Source organism: Tenacibaculum sp. UWU-22 (assembly GCF_041021355.1).
GTDB lineage: Bacteria > Bacteroidota > Bacteroidia > Flavobacteriales > Flavobacteriaceae > Polaribacter.
In genome coordinates this window covers 1-17491 of sequence record NZ_JBFNGP010000002.1, presented here as the reverse complement: position 1 = coordinate 17491, position 17491 = coordinate 1, and the positions used below count along the sequence as shown (strand labels likewise).

Genomic DNA, 17491 nt, shown 5'->3' with positions numbered 1-17491 from the left:
ATTTTTTAGCCTAAATAGGTCATTAAAATTTTACTTCGAGAAGTGTGTTTTAATCGTCGAATAGCTTTTTCTTTAATTTGACGAACGCGTTCTCTTGTTAAATCAAATGTTTCTCCAATTTCTTCTAAGGTCATGGGTTGGTGTTCGCCTAACCCAAAATATAATTTAACCACATCAGCTTCTCTCGGGGTAAGCGTTTCTAAGGCTCTATTTATTTCGATACGTAACGACTCGTGTAATAGGGTTTTATCTGGGTTTGGAGATTCTCCTGAGTTTAATACGTCGTATAGGTTAGAGTCTTCTCCTTCTATTAACGGGGCATCCATAGACACATGACGTCCAGAGTTTTTCATCGACTCTTTAACATCATTAACGGTCATGTCTAATTTTTTAGCAATTTCTTCGGCGCTAGGTGGGCGTTCGTTTTCTTGTTCTAAGAAAGCGTACATCTTATTAATTTTATTTATAGAGCCAATTTTATTTAATGGTAAGCGTACAATACGAGACTGTTCGGCTAAAGCCTGTAAAATAGATTGTCTAATCCACCACACGGCATACGATATAAATTTAAACCCACGTGTTTCATCAAATCGTTTAGCCGCTTTAATTAGACCTAAATTTCCTTCATTTATTAAGTCAGGTAAAGTTAATCCCTGGTTTTGATATTGTTTAGCTACAGAAACAACAAAACGCAAATTTGCTTTTGTTAATTTTTCTAGAGCTCGTTGATCTCCAGCTTTGATTCGTTGCGCTAACTCAACCTCCATGTCTGCGGTAATTAAATCTACCTTTCCTATTTCTTGCAAATATTTGTCTAAAGATGCGGTTTCTCTATTAGTAACCTGCTTTGTAATTTTAAGTTGTCTCATCTATGATATTTATACAATTTTAAAAATAATATACTTACGTACACTTACTTATACGTTGTTTTTATGTTTTTTGTTACAAAAAATATTATTATTTTTATTTTATAATTAGAAAATAGTATCTTAGTAAAGTTTTTAAAATTTAAATAATCTCTTGTAAATAAAGGGGTTAAGTATTTTAATTGTCGAGTTAAATAACGTATTCAATACGAAGTAAATTACTAACCTAAATATATTGGGGATAATAGAAGCTAAAAAATTAACTGATGAAGATCTGGTTTTTAAGATAGTGCAGTCAAATGACACTCATTTGTTTGCAGTATTGTATGACCGGTATGCAAAGGTTGTGTACAACAGATGTTATAGCTTTTCTAAAAATAAAGAAGAAGCACAAGATCTTACGCATGACGTATTTGTAAGGTTGTTTGTTAAATTAAGAACATTTAAAGGTAAATCTAAATTTTCAACATGGTTGTATTCATTTACGTATAATTTTTGTGTGAATTACGTACAAAGAAATGTTGAGAAGAAAAAAGAAAAGGTAACTGTAGTTACTGATAATATTAAAGAGAAATCACCTATAGATGAAATTGATGATGCAACCCTGTTAGAGTTAAAATCAGACAAGTTAGCAAAAGCACTAGAAATGATAGATCCTCAAGAAAAAATGATTTTGTTGATGAAATATCAAGATGATATGAGTATTCAAGAAATTCAGGAGGTTTTAGGGTTAGGAGCTAGTGCTGTAAAAATGAGAATTAAACGAGCGAAGGAAAAGGTGGTGAAAATTTGTCAAGAGATGTAATTATGGAAAATCCGTTTAAGAAAATATTATCTAATGAAGAAGTTCCGAAAGTATTGAAGGAACGCGTTCTTAATGATGTTGCAAAAGTTAAGCTAATGATTGATATGGCTGATTTATTTGTTGTAAATTATCCTAGTATTTTAGCTGACCTATTAAAAGATGACCCTAAACAAGACGAATAAACAAAAGCACAATAAAAATAAATAAAAACATATAACACTTACTTAGATTAAAATTATTTTAACAATGTCAGAATTTAAAAATGCACTTTTACAGCCTTTTCAATCAATTTTTCAAGATATTTTAGCTGCCTTACCTACAGTATTTAAATTTATTGGGTTTGTAATTTTTTCATGGTTATTTATTAAGTTAGTAATTTATGCTTTAAGAAAAATTTTAGCAAAAACCAATATAGATAAATGGTCAGAAAAATTAAGTGAAACCAAAATTTTTGGAAATACTACTATAAATGTAGTGTTCACAAATTTGATATTGAATGTTTTTAAATGGTTTTTGGTTTTAATTTTTATAATGGCAGGAGCCAATATTTTTGGTATGGATACTGTTTCTAACGGCATCAAAAGCTTTTTTGCTTATTTACCAAGATTATTAACTGCTCTAGGTATTTTTGTGGCAGGTGTATACGTGGGTACACTTGTTAAAAAGGCTATTCAAACAATGTTAAAATCACTTGAAATAACAGGGGGTAATTTGCTTGGAAATATTGCCTTTTATCTAATTGTTGTTTTTCTTTCTATAACGGCATTAGACCAAGCAGGGGTTAATACTTCAGTAATTAAAAGTAACCTTACTTTAATTATTGCTTCGATATTGGTTTCTTTTACTATAGCTTTTGGTTTGGGTTCTAGAGATATTATTAAACGAATGTTGTATGTATATTATTCTCGCAAAAACTTTCAAATAGGGCAAAATATTCAGTTTAACGATGTTAAAGGAACTATTGTTTCAATAGATAATATTTGCATGGTTATAAATACTAGAGAAGGAAAGGTTGTGTTACCTGTTACCGACGTTGTAAATTCAAAAATTACGATTCTTAGTTAATTTTCAAAAAAAATTGTGACTTTTTATTTTTTCTGTGTCGTAGTATACAGAATCAGAGGTTACTCTGTGTTAGACCGAGTTAAATTAACAAATTATAAAAACAAAGGGCTTTTGTTAATTATAACGTAGTTTAAATTTATAAAAAGTTATACAAGCAGTATAGTTTTTTCGGTCTTTTAAACGATACATAAAATAGAATTAGAAAGTTTTGGGGGAAACTTCTAATTCATTGTGAATAATATAATTTCACAAAAGAAAGGCTGCTTTTGCAGCCTTTCTCATTTTATGTTGATAGATTTTGGTATGCTTGAATTGTACCGTTTTTCTTTCTTTTGGAAAGAAAAAAGCACAAAAAAGAGACTGCCTTTTAAGACAGTCTCTTTTTGTTATTCTATAAAAAATAAAGAATGATTATTTTAATTATTTAGTACCCATTCTCCTTTTTCTAATAAGGGAATAGCTTGTTTATATTTTACCATTTTTTCTTCTCCATTCATTACGTTTTTAATAGTAACTCGTTCGTTTCTACCTATTTTAGGTTGTTCGCGAGTAATGGTTTCTACAGGTTGTTGTTGCGATTGTTGCGAATTTTGAATAGCTTGTTGTGTAGAATTTTGAACTTCGTCTTTTCGTAAATCTAATTTTTCACGTTTTTGTTCTTGAGCTTCTGAAATTTGAGGATTGTTTTGATTAGGTAACTCTCCTTTAAATAAAAATGACAATACCTCTTTATTAATTTCATCAATGGTAGATTTAAACAATTCAAAAGCTTCAAATTTATATACCAATAAAGGGTCTTTTTGTTCGTATGATGCGTTTTGAACAGATTGTTTTAAATCATCCATTTTTCGAAGATGATTTTTCCAGTTTTCATCAATAATAGCTAAGGTAATATTTTTTTCAAAGTCAGTAATTAATGACTTTCCTTCACTTTCGTATGCATCTTTTAAATTGGTAATTACTTTTAAGGTTTTTATACCGTCAGTAAAAGGTACTACAATACGTTGATACTTGTCTCCTTCGTTTTCATAAACGTTTTTAATTACAGGGAATGCTATAATTGCATTGTGCTCTATTTTATTTTTATAATGCTCTGTAATTAATTGGTATAACTTGTCAACAATTTCTCGTTCAGATAAATTATTAAACTCATCTTCAGAAAAAGGTGAGGTCATTGAAGAGAATCGAATTAATTCGAATTCAAAATTTTGAAAGTCTTTTGTAGACTTGTTTTCAGTAACAATAGATTCACAAGTATCGTAAATCATATTGGCAATATCGATTTGTAATCGTTTTCCATCTAAAGCATTACGACGACGTTTGTAAACAAACTCACGCTGAGCATTCATAATATCATCGTACTCTAACAATCGTTTACGAATACCAAAGTTGTTTTCTTCTACTTTTTTTTGCGCTCTTTCAATTGATTTGGTTATCATAGAATGTTGAATAACTTCGCCATCTTTTAAGCCTATTTTATCCATCATTTTAGCAATTCTTTCAGAACCAAATAAACGCATTAAATTGTCGTCTAGGGCTACATAAAATTGAGAAGAACCTACATCTCCTTGACGTCCTGCACGACCACGTAATTGACGGTCTACTCGACGAGAGTCATGGCGCTCAGTACCAATAATGGCAAGTCCGCCAGAAGCTTTTACTTCATCGGTTAATTTAATGTCGGTACCACGACCAGCCATGTTAGTTGCAATGGTTACTATTCCAGATTTACCAGCTTCGGCAACAACATCAGCTTCACGTTTGTGTAATTTTGCATTTAAAATATTATGCGGTATTTTTCGCATTTGTAACATTCGCCCTAATAATTCAGATATTTCTACTGAAGTAGTACCTACCAAAACAGGGCGGCCTTGGTTTACTAGTTTTACAACATCATCAATAACTGCATTATATTTTTCACGGGTTGTTTTGTATACTAAATCTTCTTTATCATCACGGGCAATGGGTTTATTAGTGGGTATTTCAACAACGTCTAATTTATAAATTTCCCAAAATTCGCCTGCTTCAGTAATCGCTGTACCAGTCATACCAGATAATTTTCGGTACATTCTAAAGTAGTTTTGTAAGGTAATGGTAGCAAAGGTTTGCGTAGCATCTTCAATTTTTACATTTTCTTTAGCTTCAATGGCTTGATGTAATCCGTCAGAATAACGACGACCATCCATAATACGTCCTGTTTGCTCGTCAACAATTAATACTTTGTTGTCTATTACTACATATTCAACATCTTTTTCAAAAAGCGTATAAGCTTTTAATAATTGATTCATTGTATGAATACGCTCGCTTTTTATACTAAAATCACGATATAGCTCATCTTTTTGTTGTGCTTTATCTTCAGCTGAAGCATTACTATTTTCAATTTCACCAACACGAACGCCAATATCGGGTAAAACAAAGAAAGTTTCGTTATTGGTTTTGGTTGATAGGTGTCCAACTCCTTTATCGGTTAGGTATATTTGATTGTTTTTTTCTTCGATAGTAAACCATAACTCGGCATCAACTTCTGGCATTAACTTATTGTTATCTGCCATATAAAAGTTTTCTGTTTTTTGTAGTAGTTGTTTAATACCTTCTTGCGATAAAAATTTTATTAAGGCTTTATTTTTAGGTAATCCGCGATATACACGTAATAATAAAAAGCTACCATCTTTTGTGTTTCCTTCAGAAATTAATTTTTTAGCTTCTGCTAATACACCTACTAAGTATTTGCTTTGTAACGAAACTAAATCGGCTACTAAAGGTCTTAATTCATTAAATTCGTGTCGATCTCCTTGAGGTACAGGCCCCGATATAATTAAAGGGGTACGTGCATCATCAATTAATACTGAATCTACTTCATCTATAATTGCGTAATTAGGTTCGCGTTGTACTAAATCTTCTTTAGATGAAGCCATGTTGTCACGTAAGTAGTCGAAACCAAATTCGTTATTTGTTCCGTAAGTAATATCGGCATTATAGGCATTTCTACGACTTTCTGAGTTGGGTTGGTGTTGGTCGATACAATCGGTACTTAATCCGTGAAACTCAAATATTGGCGCCATCCATGCGCGGTCACGTTTTGCTAAATAGTCGTTTACGGTAACCACGTGTACACCATTACCTGTTAAAGCATTTAAATATACGGGAAGAGTAGAAACTAATGTTTTTCCTTCACCAGTCATCATTTCGGCAATTTTACCTTGGTGTAATACTGACCCGCCTATTAATTGCACATCGTAATGTACCATGTCCCAAGTTACTTCTTTACCAGCGGCATCCCAAGAATTTGACCAGTAAGCTTTATCATCTTCTAACGTTACATGAGGTCTTTTACTTGACAACTCTCTGTCAAAAGGGGTGGCTGTAACCTCTATTTCTTGATTGTTTGCAAATCGTTTTGCTGTTTCTTTTATTACGGCAAAAGCTTCTGGCATTATTGTATCTAATACTTTTTCGGAAGCTTGATACGATTCGTCTTTTAATGTGTCAATTTCGGTATATATAGCCTCTTGTTTGTCAATATCGGCATTTTTTGCCTGTTCTTCTAATAGCGAAATTTTATCTGTAAATTGTTTTGTGGCTTCTGTAATTCTTGATTTAAATTCAGCGGTTTTATTTCGTAATTCGTCGTTAGATAAACTACCAATGTTTGTTGCCAAGGCAGTAACCTTATCTACAATAGGTTGTAGTGTTTTTAAATCTTTTTTTTGTTTGTCGCCAACAAAAACTTTAATAACTGAGTCTAAAATATTCATTTTTATGTATGTATTTTGCAGTTTAAGAAAACTGTATTGTTTTATTTATCTTAAGTATTGAAAAGAAAAAAAATATTAGCGCTCAAAATTACCCAAAAAAAAAGCCTCTACAGAGACTTTTTATAAATATTTTTTACATTGTATTTTTTTAGTATTCATCTTCGTTCCAAAGATAATCCTCTTCTGTAGGATAATCGGGCCAAATCTCAATAATAGAGTCATAAGCTTCGCCTTCATCTTCAATATCCTGTAAGTTCTCTACTACTTCTAACGGTGCTCCCGTTCTAATAGCATAATCTATTAGTTCGTCTTTAGTAGCGGGCCAAGGTGCATCGGCTAAGTACGATGCTAATTCAAGTGTCCAATACATTTCTTAAAATATTAATTTCTGCAAAAGTAATTTTTTTACTGAAAAAGTCAAGTTTTTTTTGAAAAATGTGAAAATTGATAAAAAAAGAACTTATTTTTTCTTTTCAGGAATCCATTTAATCTCCCTTACTGATAGGTCTTTAGACAATTTTCGTGCCAACACAAAAAGATAGTCAGAAAGTCGGTTCAAATACATTAAAATATGTAAATCTACACTTTCATTATCATTTAAGGCGGTTACTAAACGCTCTGTTCTACGACAAATACATCGAGCTATGTGACAGAATGACACCGTTGAATGACCACCAGGAAGTATAAAATGAGTCATAGGTGTCAAGTTTTTATTCATGGCGTCAATTTCGTCTTCTAAAAACTGGATAGCATCAATACTGATTTTAGTAATATTTAAACGGTCGTTCCCATTTTTTAAAACCTCTTTTTCAGGAGGCGTTGCTAACATAGCTCCTATGGTAAATAATTCGTTTTGAATTTTTAAAAGCGAACTTTTTATTGATTCTTCAATTTCTTGATCTTTTAATAAACCAATGTGCGAATTTAATTCGTCTACTGTTCCGTAACTTTCTATTCGTAAATGATGTTTAGGTACACGTATTCCGCCAAATAAACTGGTAGTACCATTATCACCTGTTTTAGTATATATTTTCATTTAAATAAAAATTAAGTTCTTCAATTTATTTACTGTTAATAAACTCATTTGATATAACAAAATAGTTAATTAGATTTTGTAAATTAGTTTTTAAAGCTAAAAAATCAAAATTACAAAGATTTGTTATGATATAAGGGGGTAAAGTAACTTGATAAAACGATAAAAAGCATTAATTATTTACATTATAAATTGTGTTTATGGTAAAAAAAATATAAAAAATTTATTAAATGTCATATAATACTGTTTATCTTTTAAAATCAGCAGAAAATATGTAATTTTGCCCAACTTAAACTCAAAATTTCTTAAATATATGGCTTTTGACATTGATATGATTAAAAAGGTTTACGCAAATGTAGTTGAGCGAGTAGATACAGCTCGTAAAGTTACTGGTAAACCATTAACCTTGGCAGAAAAGATTTTATATACGCATCTTTGGGACGGGAAACCCACAAAATCTTTTGAGAGGGGTAAAGATTATGTAGATTTTGCTCCAGATCGTATTGCGTGTCAAGATGCGACGGCACAGATGGCATTGTTGCAATTTATGCAGGCAGGAAAAAGTAAAGTTGCCGTGCCTACAACAGTACATTGTGACCACTTAATTCAAGCTAAAATAGGCGCGTCTGTAGATTTACAAACAGCATTAAATACTAGTAATGAGGTTTTTAATTTTTTAGAATCAGTTTCAAATAAATATGGAATTGGATTTTGGAAGCCTGGTGCAGGAATTATTCATCAGGTAGTTTTAGAAAATTATGCTTTTCCTGGCGGAATGATGATTGGTACCGATTCACACACGGTTAATGCTGGTGGATTAGGAATGGTTGCTATTGGAGTAGGTGGAGCAGATGCTGTTGATGTAATGGCAGGAATGCCTTGGGAATTAAAATTCCCAAAATTAATTGGCGTTAAATTAACTGGTAAACTCTCTGGATGGACGGCCCCTAAAGACGTTATTTTAAAAGTAGCGGGTATTGTTTCTGCAAAAGGAGGTACTGGAGCTATCGTAGAATATTTTGGGCCAGGAGCGACCTCAATGTCTTGTACAGGTAAGGGTACTATTTGTAATATGGGAGCTGAAATTGGAGCAACCACATCTACTTTTGGATACGATGAATCTATGGAGCGTTATTTACGTGCTACAGGAAGAGATGAAGTAGCTGACGAAGCAAATAAAATAAAAGAATATTTAACGGGTGATGCAGAAGTATATGCAAATCCAGAAAATTATTTTGATCAATTAATTGAAATTAACTTAGACGATTTAATGCCTCATTTAAATGGTCCTTTTACTCCTGATTTAGCAACACCTGTTGGTACTATGACTGCTAAAGCAGAAGAAAATGATTGGCCAATACAAGTAGAGTGGGGGCTAATAGGTTCGTGTACCAACTCTTCTTACGAAGATTTATCTCGTGCAGCCTCAATTGCTCAACAAGCCATAGATAAGGGGCTTAAAACTAAAGCAGAGTTTGGTATAAATCCAGGGTCAGAACAAGTGCGCTTTACAGCAGAGCGAGATGGTATTTTAGAAGTTTTTGAAAACTTAGATGCTAAAATATTTACCAATGCATGTGGTCCATGTATAGGTCAGTGGGGGCGTTACGAAGATCCTAAAAAAGCACCTAAAAACAGCATCGTTCATTCGTTTAACAGAAATTTTGCTAAACGTGCCGACGGAAACCCTAACACACATGCTTTTGTAGCTTCACCAGAAATGGTAGCTGCTATCGCAATTTCAGGGCGTTTAGATTTTAATCCAATTACAGATACTTTAATTAACGAAGAAGGAGAGGAGGTAATGTTAGATGAACCTAAAGGATGGGAGTTACCTGTTAAAGGTTTTGCTGTAGATGATCCAGGATATTTGGCTCCTGTAGAAGACGGAAGTGGTATTAATGTTATTGTTGACCCAGAGTCTGAGCGATTACAATTACTTACTCCTTTTACTCCTATTGGAGACGAAATTAAAGGGGCTAAATTATTAATTAAAGCCTTTGGAAAATGTACTACTGACCACATTTCTATGGCAGGACCTTGGTTACGCTACCGTGGTCATTTAGATAATATTTCTAATAACTGTTTAATTGGTGCAGTAAATGCTTTTAACAAAAAAACAAACTTTGTAAAAAATCAATTAACAGGAGCGTATGATGCGGTTCCAAAAACACAGAGAGCATATAAAGAAGCAGGAGTAAAAACCATTGTAGTGGGTGATCATAATTACGGTGAAGGATCGTCAAGAGAGCATGCCGCAATGGAGCCTCGTCATTTAGGAGTGGTAGCGGTATTAGTTAAATCGTTTGCTAGAATACACGAAACCAACTTAAAAAAGCAAGGAATGTTAGGCTTAACTTTTGCTAACGAAAATGATTATGATTTAATACAAGAAGATGATACGTTTAACTTTTTAGATTTAAACCAGTTTCAACCAGGAAAACCTTTAACTATAGAGGTGGTTCATAGCGATGGTTCTAAAGATGTTATTTTAGCTAATCATACTTATAATGCAGGACAAATAGAGTGGTATAAAGAGGGGTCTGCTTTAAATTTGATTAAGAAGCAAAACGCTTAGGCTTACTAGACATAGAAATTTTAAAAAAGCTCCAGATATTTTTTCTGGAGTTTTTTTTGTAATTTCAACTATTATTTATCACTTAAATAATATAAACGTAAAAAATTAAAGAATGAAAAAAATAATTTTAGCAATTTTTGTTTTGGCAGCCTTTATTTTTAATGCTTGTAGTAGTGATAATGACATTTCGTCAACTTCATCTTTAACATTAAGTATTAGTGGCTTAGAAAACTTAGGTACTCAATATCAATATGAAGGATGGATAATAGTAAATGGTAAACCAATTTCAACAGGTACCTTTACCGTAGATGATTCAGGAAACCTTTCTAATACTTCTTTTGTAGTTAATACTTCACAGTTGGCAGCAGCCACAAGATTTGAAGTGAGTGTTGAGCCCAATCCAGATACAGATGCTTTACCAGCGAGCACAAAAATTTTATCGGGTGATTTTGAAGGAAATACTGCGGCAATAAATTCGGATAATAGTGTTGTATCTTCTACAAGTGCTATAGGTTCTTTAGCGGATGCTGAGGGTAAATTTATTTTAGCCACCCCAACAGATGGTTCAATTGACAATGAATTAAGTGGGGTTTGGTTTGTAGATAATACTACAGGCACCTCAATAGCAGGTTTGTCGTTACCTACTTTATCGGAAGGATGGAAATACGAAGGTTGGGTTCTTTTTTATAATAAACCTGTTAGCACAGGTACTTTTGTTAAGGTTGATATGGCAGATGATAACGCAGCAAGTTCATCTTATAAAGGAACGGCAAATAACGGACCTGATTTTCCAGGAGAAGATTACCTTACGGGTCAAGCAGTAGGGGTAACTTTTCCAACAGATTTAAGAGGAGCTAAAGTTGTTATTTCTGTAGAACCTAACCCTGATAATAGTGTAAAACCGTTTGTTTTAAAGCCATTAGAACTAGATATTTCTAGCGATGCAGTAGTGCATAAAAGCTATGATTTAGAAGCGGGTTCAGTTACTGTTTTATCAGGTACAGCTTTAAGATAGTTTATTGGGGCAAAAACAAAGTTGAATGGAAAAAGTACTAATAGTTGGGAGCTCAAGAAATGATGGAGATGCAGTAAGTTTAACAAAGCAATTGATTGAAAAATCAAAATGGGATTTGGTTAATTTAAATGATTATCAATTTAGCTATTATAACTATAAGCATGATAATAGAAATGATGATTATCTAAGTTTAATGAAAATAATTATTAAAAAATACAAAACACTCATTTTTGTAACACCAGTGTACTGGTATTCAATGAGTGGAATAATGAAAGTGTTTTTTGATCGATTTACAGATTTGTTAACTATTGAAAAAGAACTTGGAAAAAAGTTGCGAGGAAAAAAAATGGCTGTGATAAGTTGTTCAAATGGGAATAATCTTGGAGAAAATTTTTGGCTTCCTTTTTCTGAAACAGCAAAATATTTAGGGATGGATTATGTTGGAAATATTCATACAATAACAGGAGAAAATAATGAAATAGAAATAACAAATTTTATAAAATTGATTGAACAATTGGAAGCAGATGATTGTATTGAGTGAATAGGGGCAAAAGGAAATAAGAGTATTGTTTGGGATTCAAAAGTTGCTAGTGTAACTGAAAGATTTATAAAAAAAAAGATGTTTATTTTGGGTAATAATGTACTTGTGGAAACTTATAATGATGATGCAAGTTTAAACGAACCAATAATAGTACAAGATTTATTTGTGTTTAGAAAACCTACACAAAATCGTTAACAGCTTTCATTCAATTAGTTAAACATTAAGTAAAAAGTACTTAAATAAGTTCTTTTTTTGTTATCTTTGCATTATGGAAACAGTAAATTACACAGACTTTCGTTCAAATCTAAAGCATTGGTTTGATAAAGTAATCAATGATGTAAGTGACGTTATTATCAAGCGTAAAAATGGTAAAGACCTCGTTTTAATATCATTGGATGAATACAACTCATTAAAAGAAACCACCTATCTGCTAACAGGAAAAAATAGAGATGTTTTATTAAACTCTATCAAAGAATTAGAAACAGGAAACGGTATGGAAAAAGGCTTAATCGAATAGATGAAATTAACTTGGTCTACGTTTTCTTGGGAAGATTATTTGTATTGGCAGAAAGTCGATAAGAAAATAGTAAAACGAATTAACGAACTTATTAAAAGCTGTATGCGAACACCTTTTGAAGGAATCGGAAAACCTGAAGCTTTAAAAGGAGATTTGCAAGGCTATTGGTCAAGACGAATCACATCGGAACATCGATTGGTTTATAAATACGAAAACCATCAGTTGTTAATTGCAGCTTGTCGTTACCATTACGGAAAGTAAAATCTCTAGGGCAAAAAAATTCTCCCCGCTTAGACTTTGTGGATTTCCCTGTTTTTTTATTCTCCCGCCAGCTACCACAATGTAAGTTTTTATGTATCAATGCACTTGTAACACATTGCTTTAAGAAAACAAAGAGCTATACAAAAAATAATAACCCTAAGCTATGTTTGTATAATTTGCATTATAAAGGGGGTATTTGGTGAAAGCCTTTTTTGCCTTGAAGTTTTGAGTATAGGTGTCGCTATGCCAGTTATATCTATAGCGGTTGTAGTTTCGCTACAATTTTTCTTTCAATAAAGCAATTTCATCACGTAATTGTGCAGCTACAATAAAATCTAAAGCCTTTGCTGCTTTTTCCATTTCTTTTCGTTTTTCTCTAATCTTTTTTTCTATTGTTTCTTTTGATGCATATACTAAATCTTGTTCGGCTACTTTTTTAATGGCATTGTCATAATGATAAGAGCTTATAGCACTTTTAGATAGAGTGTTGTTTATTTTTTTGTTTATTTGTTTCGGTGTAATTTTGTTTAGGGTATTATACTCTATTTGTTTTTCTCTTCGACGATTTGTTTCGTCAATTGTTAATTGCATACTCTTCGTAATTTTATCGGCATACATTATCGCTTTGCCGTTTACATTTCGAGCAGCTCTACCCACAGTTTGTGTAAGTGAACGATGCGAGCGTAAAAACCCTTCTTTATCGGCATCTAAAATAGCTACTAAAGATACTTCAGGAAGATCAAGACCTTCCCGTAATAGGTTTACCCCTATCAGTACATCAAAAAGCCCTTTACGCAAATCTTGCATAATTTCAACCCGCTCTAAGGTATCAACATCAGAATGAATATATCTACAACGAACTTGTATGCGTGTTAAATATTTTGCTAGTTCTTCAGCCATACGTTTGGTTAAGGTGGTTACAAGGGTGCGTTCATCTTTTTCTACTCTTATTTGAATTTTTTCGATTAGATCGTCTATTTGATTAAGGCTTGGTCTTACTTCAATTTCAGGGTCTAATAATCCAGTTGGACGAATAATTTGCTCTACAAAAATACCTTCTGTTTTTTGTAGTTCATATTCGGCAGGTGTTGCAGAAACGTAAATTACTTGATTTTGTAGACTTTCAAATTCTTCAAATTTTAATGGACGATTATCCATTGCCGCAGGTAAGCGAAAGCCATATTCTACTAAATTTTCTTTTCTGCTTCTATCGCCCCCATACATTGCATGAACTTGTGGTATGGTTACATGGCTTTCATCAATAATCATTAAATAATCTTCCGGAAAAAAATCTAATAAACAAAAGGGACGAGAGCCCGCTTTACGACCGTCTAGATAACGAGAATAATTTTCAATTCCTGAGCAATATCCTAGCTCTCTAATCATTTCCAAGTCAAATTCTGTTCGTTCTTGTAAACGCTTTGCTTCTAAGGGTTTACCTATTTCGTTAAAATAATTAACTTGTTTTACTAAATCGTCTTGAATTTGATGTATGGCGTTTTGCAAAACATCAGGAGAGGTTACAAATAAATTGGCAGGATAAATTGTTAGTTCATCTAATTTATTAATAATCTCATTACTTTCTAGATTAAATAATTCTATTTCATCTATTTCATCTCCAAAAAAATGAACTCGGTAACCATTGTTTCCATAAGAAGGGTATATTGTAATTACATCTCCTTTTACTTTAAAGGTACCGCTTTTAATTTCGGTTTCTGTTCTTGCATATAAACTCGTAACCAAGCGATGCAAAAATTTACTTCGTGAAATTTGTTGTGCTGTTTTTATAGTGATTGTATTCTTTTTAAATTCAATTGGATTTCCAATTCCATACAAACAAGAAACCGATGCCACCACTAAAACATCGCGTCTACCAGAAAGTAGAGATGATGAAGTGCTAATTCGTAACCGCTCTATATCATCGTTTATCGATAAATCTTTTTCAATATATGTACCCGTTACAGGCAGGTATGCTTCGGGTTGATAATAATCGTAATACGAAACAAAATATTCAACAGCATTGTCAGGAAAAAACTGTTTAAACTCAGAGTATAGTTGTGCTGCTAGAGTTTTATTATGAGCCAATACTAATGTAGGACGTTGTACCGTATTAATTACATTGGCAACCGTAAAAGTTTTTCCAGAGCCTGTTACTCCTAATAGCGTTTGGTCTTTTTCGTTAGATTGTATTCCAGAAACTAATTGCTCTATAGCTTGAGGTTGATCTCCCGTTGGTTTAAATTTAGATACAAGCTTGAATTCCATATAAACAAAAATACGGATTGTTTTAAAGAAAAACCATATGTTTTTTTATGGATAAAATTATATCCGTATTGTGTTAACTAATTTATTTTCTAATAAGTGAAAAATGCCCCGTTTTAGTATGAATATTTCCTTTTTTATCAATTAGGGTAATTTTATACCAATAATCGTCTGGTAAAACTAGTTTATTTTTGTAGGTTCCGTCCCAACCATTGCTATCAAGACTTAGTTTGCTAAGTACTTTACCCATTCTGTTAAAAATATAGATTTCACTTTTAGGGTAAAAACTAGCATTTACGCCTTTTATTTGCCAAGTATCATTATATCCATCATCATTGGGGGTAAAAAAGTCAGGAAATTCCATAACCGATACATCTATACGAGCAACCCCACAACCGTTTTTATCGCGTGCTAAAACCGTGTAAATATTACCTTCTAAATTTTCAAAAATAGGGCTGTCTTGATAATCGACAGCTGTAGTTTCATCAGGGTATAATAGTGAAAACTCATAATCGCCCTCGCCTAAGTTATGATTGTTATTGTTGATACTAATAGTATTGCTGTGTGTGCCATCTTTAACTATAATATCGTCTAATGTAAGGGTTGCAATATTTGATTGGTTAACTATAATGGTTTTTGTTTTAGAACATTCAGAGCCATTTGTGGTAGTTGCTGTAACGGTATATTTACCAGGTTCAAAAACATTTTGAGAAATATCAGTACCTAGATTATTTCCATTAGTATCTTTCCACTGATAGGTGTATTCACCATCAGGATTTTCAACTTGTAAGGTAAGAGGGGTATTGTTTAAACAAATATATTGAGGTGAGGTTACCTCGAAATCGGGTATTGGATAAACAATTAGTAGAAAAGAAAAATTATCGTTAACGCAACCTGTTGCTTTGTTTTGTACTCGCACGTAAATGGTTTGTTGGTGGGCAATGGTATTGGTAAAAGGCGAATGTAAAGAGTTTGTTCCGCTAGAGGCTTCTGCTTTAGATAGGTGAAAAGTTACAATAAAATCATCGGGGTCTTGTGAAGCACCTAAAATATCAGGTATTTGACTATCGAGGTCAAAATTTTGTACAATACCATTGGTGTCATCTCCATCGGTTAAATCATCACACATAGATAGGTTTGATACTGGGTTCAAAGGGTCTGGATTAGCAAGTGGTTCGGGATTAACCAGTACATTGAAAGTTGAAATATTACTACTGCAGTTGGTTTTATTGCTAATAATTTTAGCGTAAATAGTTTGTTTATGAGGTTTTGTGTTAGAAAAAGGACTGGTTAATTGGTTTGTTCCATTTTGAGCATCGGCAAGCGAAGCGTGATAGGTTACGGTATAAGAGGCGGCATCTTGACTTCCTAAAATACCAGAAGTTTGACTTTCTAAATTAATATTTTGAGCAAACCCATTACGAGCCGACCCGTCAGAATCATCATCACATACTTGTAAATTGTCTACATGATTAGCAATAGGTATAGGATTTACAATAAGGTTGAAAGTGGTATTACTTGTATAGCATCCCGTATTTTTATTAGTAACCCGAACATAAATGGTTTGTTGGTGAGCAATAGTATTTGTAAAAGGAGAACTCAAGGGGTTGTTTCCATTGTCTGCATCAGTTTTGCTACTGTGGTAGGTTACTTGAAAAGTAGCTGGGTCTTGATTTCCTAAAACAGTAGGTGTTTGACTTTCTAAATCAAAATTTTGAACAAATCCATTTGTATTAGAACCATCGGTATCATCATCACAAAGCACTAAATCGGAAACCTGTTCTGCAATAGGTACACTAATTACGGTTAATTTAACATAAGGGCCTAAACCTAAACAACTGTTATCTATATCACTTTCTACTCTAACATAAATTTGTTGCGTATTTGGGTATCCTATATTTCTATATTTTGTGGTATTAGTAATTTCATTTTCTTCGGCAAGAGCATCACTTTGATTGCGATAAAAAGTAGCTGTTATTCTTTGACCAGGAGCAGAAAAAAACGACTCTATTTCAGATTTAACACTGCTAAAATCAAATGATGTAATTCCGTCAGCATTATCGTTATTAGAGGTGTTATTACCATTAACATCTAAAAAATCATCGCATTCTTCAAAATTTCGTTTGTATGATGAAGGAACCTTGGTGGTTGAAACAATTAAATTAACAGTGGCTGTTTTATAGCATCCATTTGCATTAATAATTCTTGCGTAAACTGTATCGCTAGAAGGGGTTTTATTTTGGTAAGAAGTGTCGTTTTTAATAGGATTTTTGTTGTTTTCTGCGTCTGCCAACGAATTAAAATAACTAAATGTTTCGTTATTACTATTGTTAGAAATTAAGCTATTTGCTTCGGTTAAATTAAAATAAGTATAGGCATCGGTATCGTCGTCACATTGTTTTAAGGTAACAGGTGAGGTTATAGTAGGTTTTTCATGTACGGTTAGCGTAATTGCGTTAGTGATATAATCGCAACTGTTACCTGTTCTATTTAAAATAACCCTATATTGATAGTTATTGAGGGTTAAAGGGGTATTCGCAATTTCTAAATCTTTGGTATTCACTCCGCTGTAGGTAGTGTTATTGGCTAAATTATTCCAATTTGTTCCGTCAGTGCTTTGTTGCCATTGAAATTGATCGGCATTAGAATCGACAGTTATGGTGCCATTAGAATTTTCACAAAAACTAACATCTTCAAAAGGAGTGTTTAAGGCAATTGGGGCAGGGGTGGTGTAATTTGAGCTGGGTGTGGTATACCCATCGGTATTATTAATTACAACACCGTTGTCATCAA

General features: G+C 32.7%; 14 protein-coding genes. 8 read left to right on the top strand and 6 right to left on the bottom strand.

The genetic code is table 11. From position 1 onward, the window contains the following. Positions 1–5: 5 nt before the first annotated feature. Complete coding sequence (locus tag AB2B44_RS05375; protein ID WP_369048546.1) at positions 6–869, bottom strand: RNA polymerase sigma factor RpoD/SigA; 864 nt, start codon at positions 867–869, stop codon at positions 6–8. A gap of 232 nt (positions 870–1101) precedes the next feature. On the opposite strand from AB2B44_RS05375, the gene AB2B44_RS05370 reads away from it, so the two are divergent. The 3 genes from AB2B44_RS05370 to AB2B44_RS05360 all read left to right on the top strand — a co-directional run bounded on the left by AB2B44_RS05370 (position 1102) and on the right by AB2B44_RS05360 (position 2736). Beyond that, on the top strand, positions 1102–1671 hold the full coding sequence (locus AB2B44_RS05370) for an RNA polymerase sigma factor (RefSeq protein ID WP_369048545.1): 570 nt from the start codon (positions 1102–1104) through the stop codon (positions 1669–1671). Between the two features lie 2 nt (positions 1672–1673). After that, on the top strand, positions 1674–1853 hold the full coding sequence (locus tag AB2B44_RS05365) for a hypothetical protein (protein WP_369048544.1): 180 nt from the start codon (positions 1674–1676) through the stop codon (positions 1851–1853). Between the two features lie 64 nt (positions 1854–1917). Then, complete coding sequence (locus AB2B44_RS05360; protein WP_369048543.1) at positions 1918–2736, top strand: hypothetical protein; 819 nt, start codon at positions 1918–1920, stop codon at positions 2734–2736. Between the two features lie 416 nt (positions 2737–3152). Here AB2B44_RS05360 and secA read toward each other — a convergent pair whose 3' ends face one another. The 3 genes from secA to AB2B44_RS05345 form a co-directional block, all read right to left on the bottom strand. Continuing rightward, the gene (secA, locus tag AB2B44_RS05355; protein WP_369048542.1) at positions 3153–6491 is read right to left on the bottom strand and encodes a preprotein translocase subunit SecA; all 3339 of its coding nucleotides are present in this window, start codon (positions 6489–6491) and stop codon (positions 3153–3155) included. 148 nt (positions 6492–6639) lie between these two features. Beyond that, entirely contained in the window at positions 6640–6861 is a 222-nt protein-coding gene (locus AB2B44_RS05350) for a DUF2795 domain-containing protein (protein WP_047789198.1), read from the bottom strand. 90 nt (positions 6862–6951) lie between these two features. Further along, positions 6952–7527: a cob(I)yrinic acid a,c-diamide adenosyltransferase gene (locus AB2B44_RS05345; RefSeq protein ID WP_369048541.1), complete on the bottom strand. Its 576-nt coding sequence runs from the start codon at positions 7525–7527 to the stop codon at positions 6952–6954. 310 nt (positions 7528–7837) lie between these two features. Between AB2B44_RS05345 and AB2B44_RS05340 the strand changes: the two genes are divergently transcribed. From AB2B44_RS05340 to AB2B44_RS05320, 5 genes are all read left to right on the top strand, one after another. Beyond that, the gene (locus AB2B44_RS05340; protein WP_369048540.1) at positions 7838–10102 is read left to right on the top strand and encodes an aconitate hydratase; all 2265 of its coding nucleotides are present in this window, start codon (positions 7838–7840) and stop codon (positions 10100–10102) included. A gap of 112 nt (positions 10103–10214) precedes the next feature. Further along, the gene (locus AB2B44_RS05335) at positions 10215–11117 is read left to right on the top strand and encodes an anti-sigma factor (protein ID WP_369048539.1); all 903 of its coding nucleotides are present in this window, start codon (positions 10215–10217) and stop codon (positions 11115–11117) included. Positions 11118–11142: 25 nt separating this feature from the next. Then, positions 11143–11658 (top strand): flavodoxin family protein, encoded by a 516-nt coding sequence (locus AB2B44_RS05330; RefSeq protein ID WP_369048538.1) that lies wholly within the window; start codon positions 11143–11145, stop codon positions 11656–11658. 268 nt (positions 11659–11926) lie between these two features. Beyond that, positions 11927–12175 carry a type II toxin-antitoxin system Phd/YefM family antitoxin gene (locus AB2B44_RS05325; RefSeq protein ID WP_369048537.1) on the top strand — a complete coding sequence of 83 codons (249 nt, stop codon included), beginning with the start codon at positions 11927–11929 and terminating at the stop codon, positions 12173–12175. Continuing rightward, positions 12176–12436 carry a Txe/YoeB family addiction module toxin gene (locus tag AB2B44_RS05320; RefSeq protein ID WP_369048536.1) on the top strand — a complete coding sequence of 87 codons (261 nt, stop codon included), beginning with the start codon at positions 12176–12178 and terminating at the stop codon, positions 12434–12436. It abuts the gene before it with no gap. Positions 12437–12712: 276 nt separating this feature from the next. On the opposite strand, the gene uvrB is transcribed toward AB2B44_RS05320, so the two are convergent. Next, positions 12713–14701, bottom strand: coding sequence for an excinuclease ABC subunit UvrB (gene uvrB, locus AB2B44_RS05315; RefSeq protein ID WP_369048535.1), 1989 nt, complete (start codon positions 14699–14701; stop codon positions 12713–12715). Positions 14702–14783: 82 nt separating this feature from the next. Next, positions 14784–17491 (bottom strand): T9SS type B sorting domain-containing protein (locus tag AB2B44_RS05310; RefSeq protein ID WP_369048534.1); only part of this gene is annotated, 2708 nt, incomplete at its 5' end.

What these genes read in the sequence shown, in the direction of transcription:
- AB2B44_RS05375 (WP_369048546.1), bottom strand. Translation starts at nt 869, where the DNA reads ATGAGACAACTTAAAATTACAAAGCAGGTTACTAATAGAGAAACCGCA.
- AB2B44_RS05365 (WP_369048544.1), top strand. Translation starts at nt 1,674, where the DNA reads ATGGAAAATCCGTTTAAGAAAATATTATCTAATGAAGAAGTTCCGAAA.
- AB2B44_RS05360 (WP_369048543.1), top strand. Translation starts at nt 1,918, where the DNA reads ATGTCAGAATTTAAAAATGCACTTTTACAGCCTTTTCAATCAATTTTT.
- secA (WP_369048542.1), bottom strand. Translation starts at nt 6,491, where the DNA reads ATGAATATTTTAGACTCAGTTATTAAAGTTTTTGTTGGCGACAAACAA.
- AB2B44_RS05350 (WP_047789198.1), bottom strand. Translation starts at nt 6,861, where the DNA reads ATGTATTGGACACTTGAATTAGCATCGTACTTAGCCGATGCACCTTGG.
- AB2B44_RS05345 (WP_369048541.1), bottom strand. Translation starts at nt 7,527, where the DNA reads ATGAAAATATATACTAAAACAGGTGATAATGGTACTACCAGTTTATTT.
- AB2B44_RS05340 (WP_369048540.1), top strand. Translation starts at nt 7,838, where the DNA reads ATGGCTTTTGACATTGATATGATTAAAAAGGTTTACGCAAATGTAGTT.
- AB2B44_RS05335 (WP_369048539.1), top strand. Translation starts at nt 10,215, where the DNA reads ATGAAAAAAATAATTTTAGCAATTTTTGTTTTGGCAGCCTTTATTTTT.
- AB2B44_RS05330 (WP_369048538.1), top strand. Translation starts at nt 11,143, where the DNA reads ATGGAAAAAGTACTAATAGTTGGGAGCTCAAGAAATGATGGAGATGCA.
- AB2B44_RS05325 (WP_369048537.1), top strand. Translation starts at nt 11,927, where the DNA reads ATGGAAACAGTAAATTACACAGACTTTCGTTCAAATCTAAAGCATTGG.
- AB2B44_RS05320 (WP_369048536.1), top strand. Translation starts at nt 12,176, where the DNA reads ATGAAATTAACTTGGTCTACGTTTTCTTGGGAAGATTATTTGTATTGG.
- uvrB (WP_369048535.1), bottom strand. Translation starts at nt 14,701, where the DNA reads ATGGAATTCAAGCTTGTATCTAAATTTAAACCAACGGGAGATCAACCT.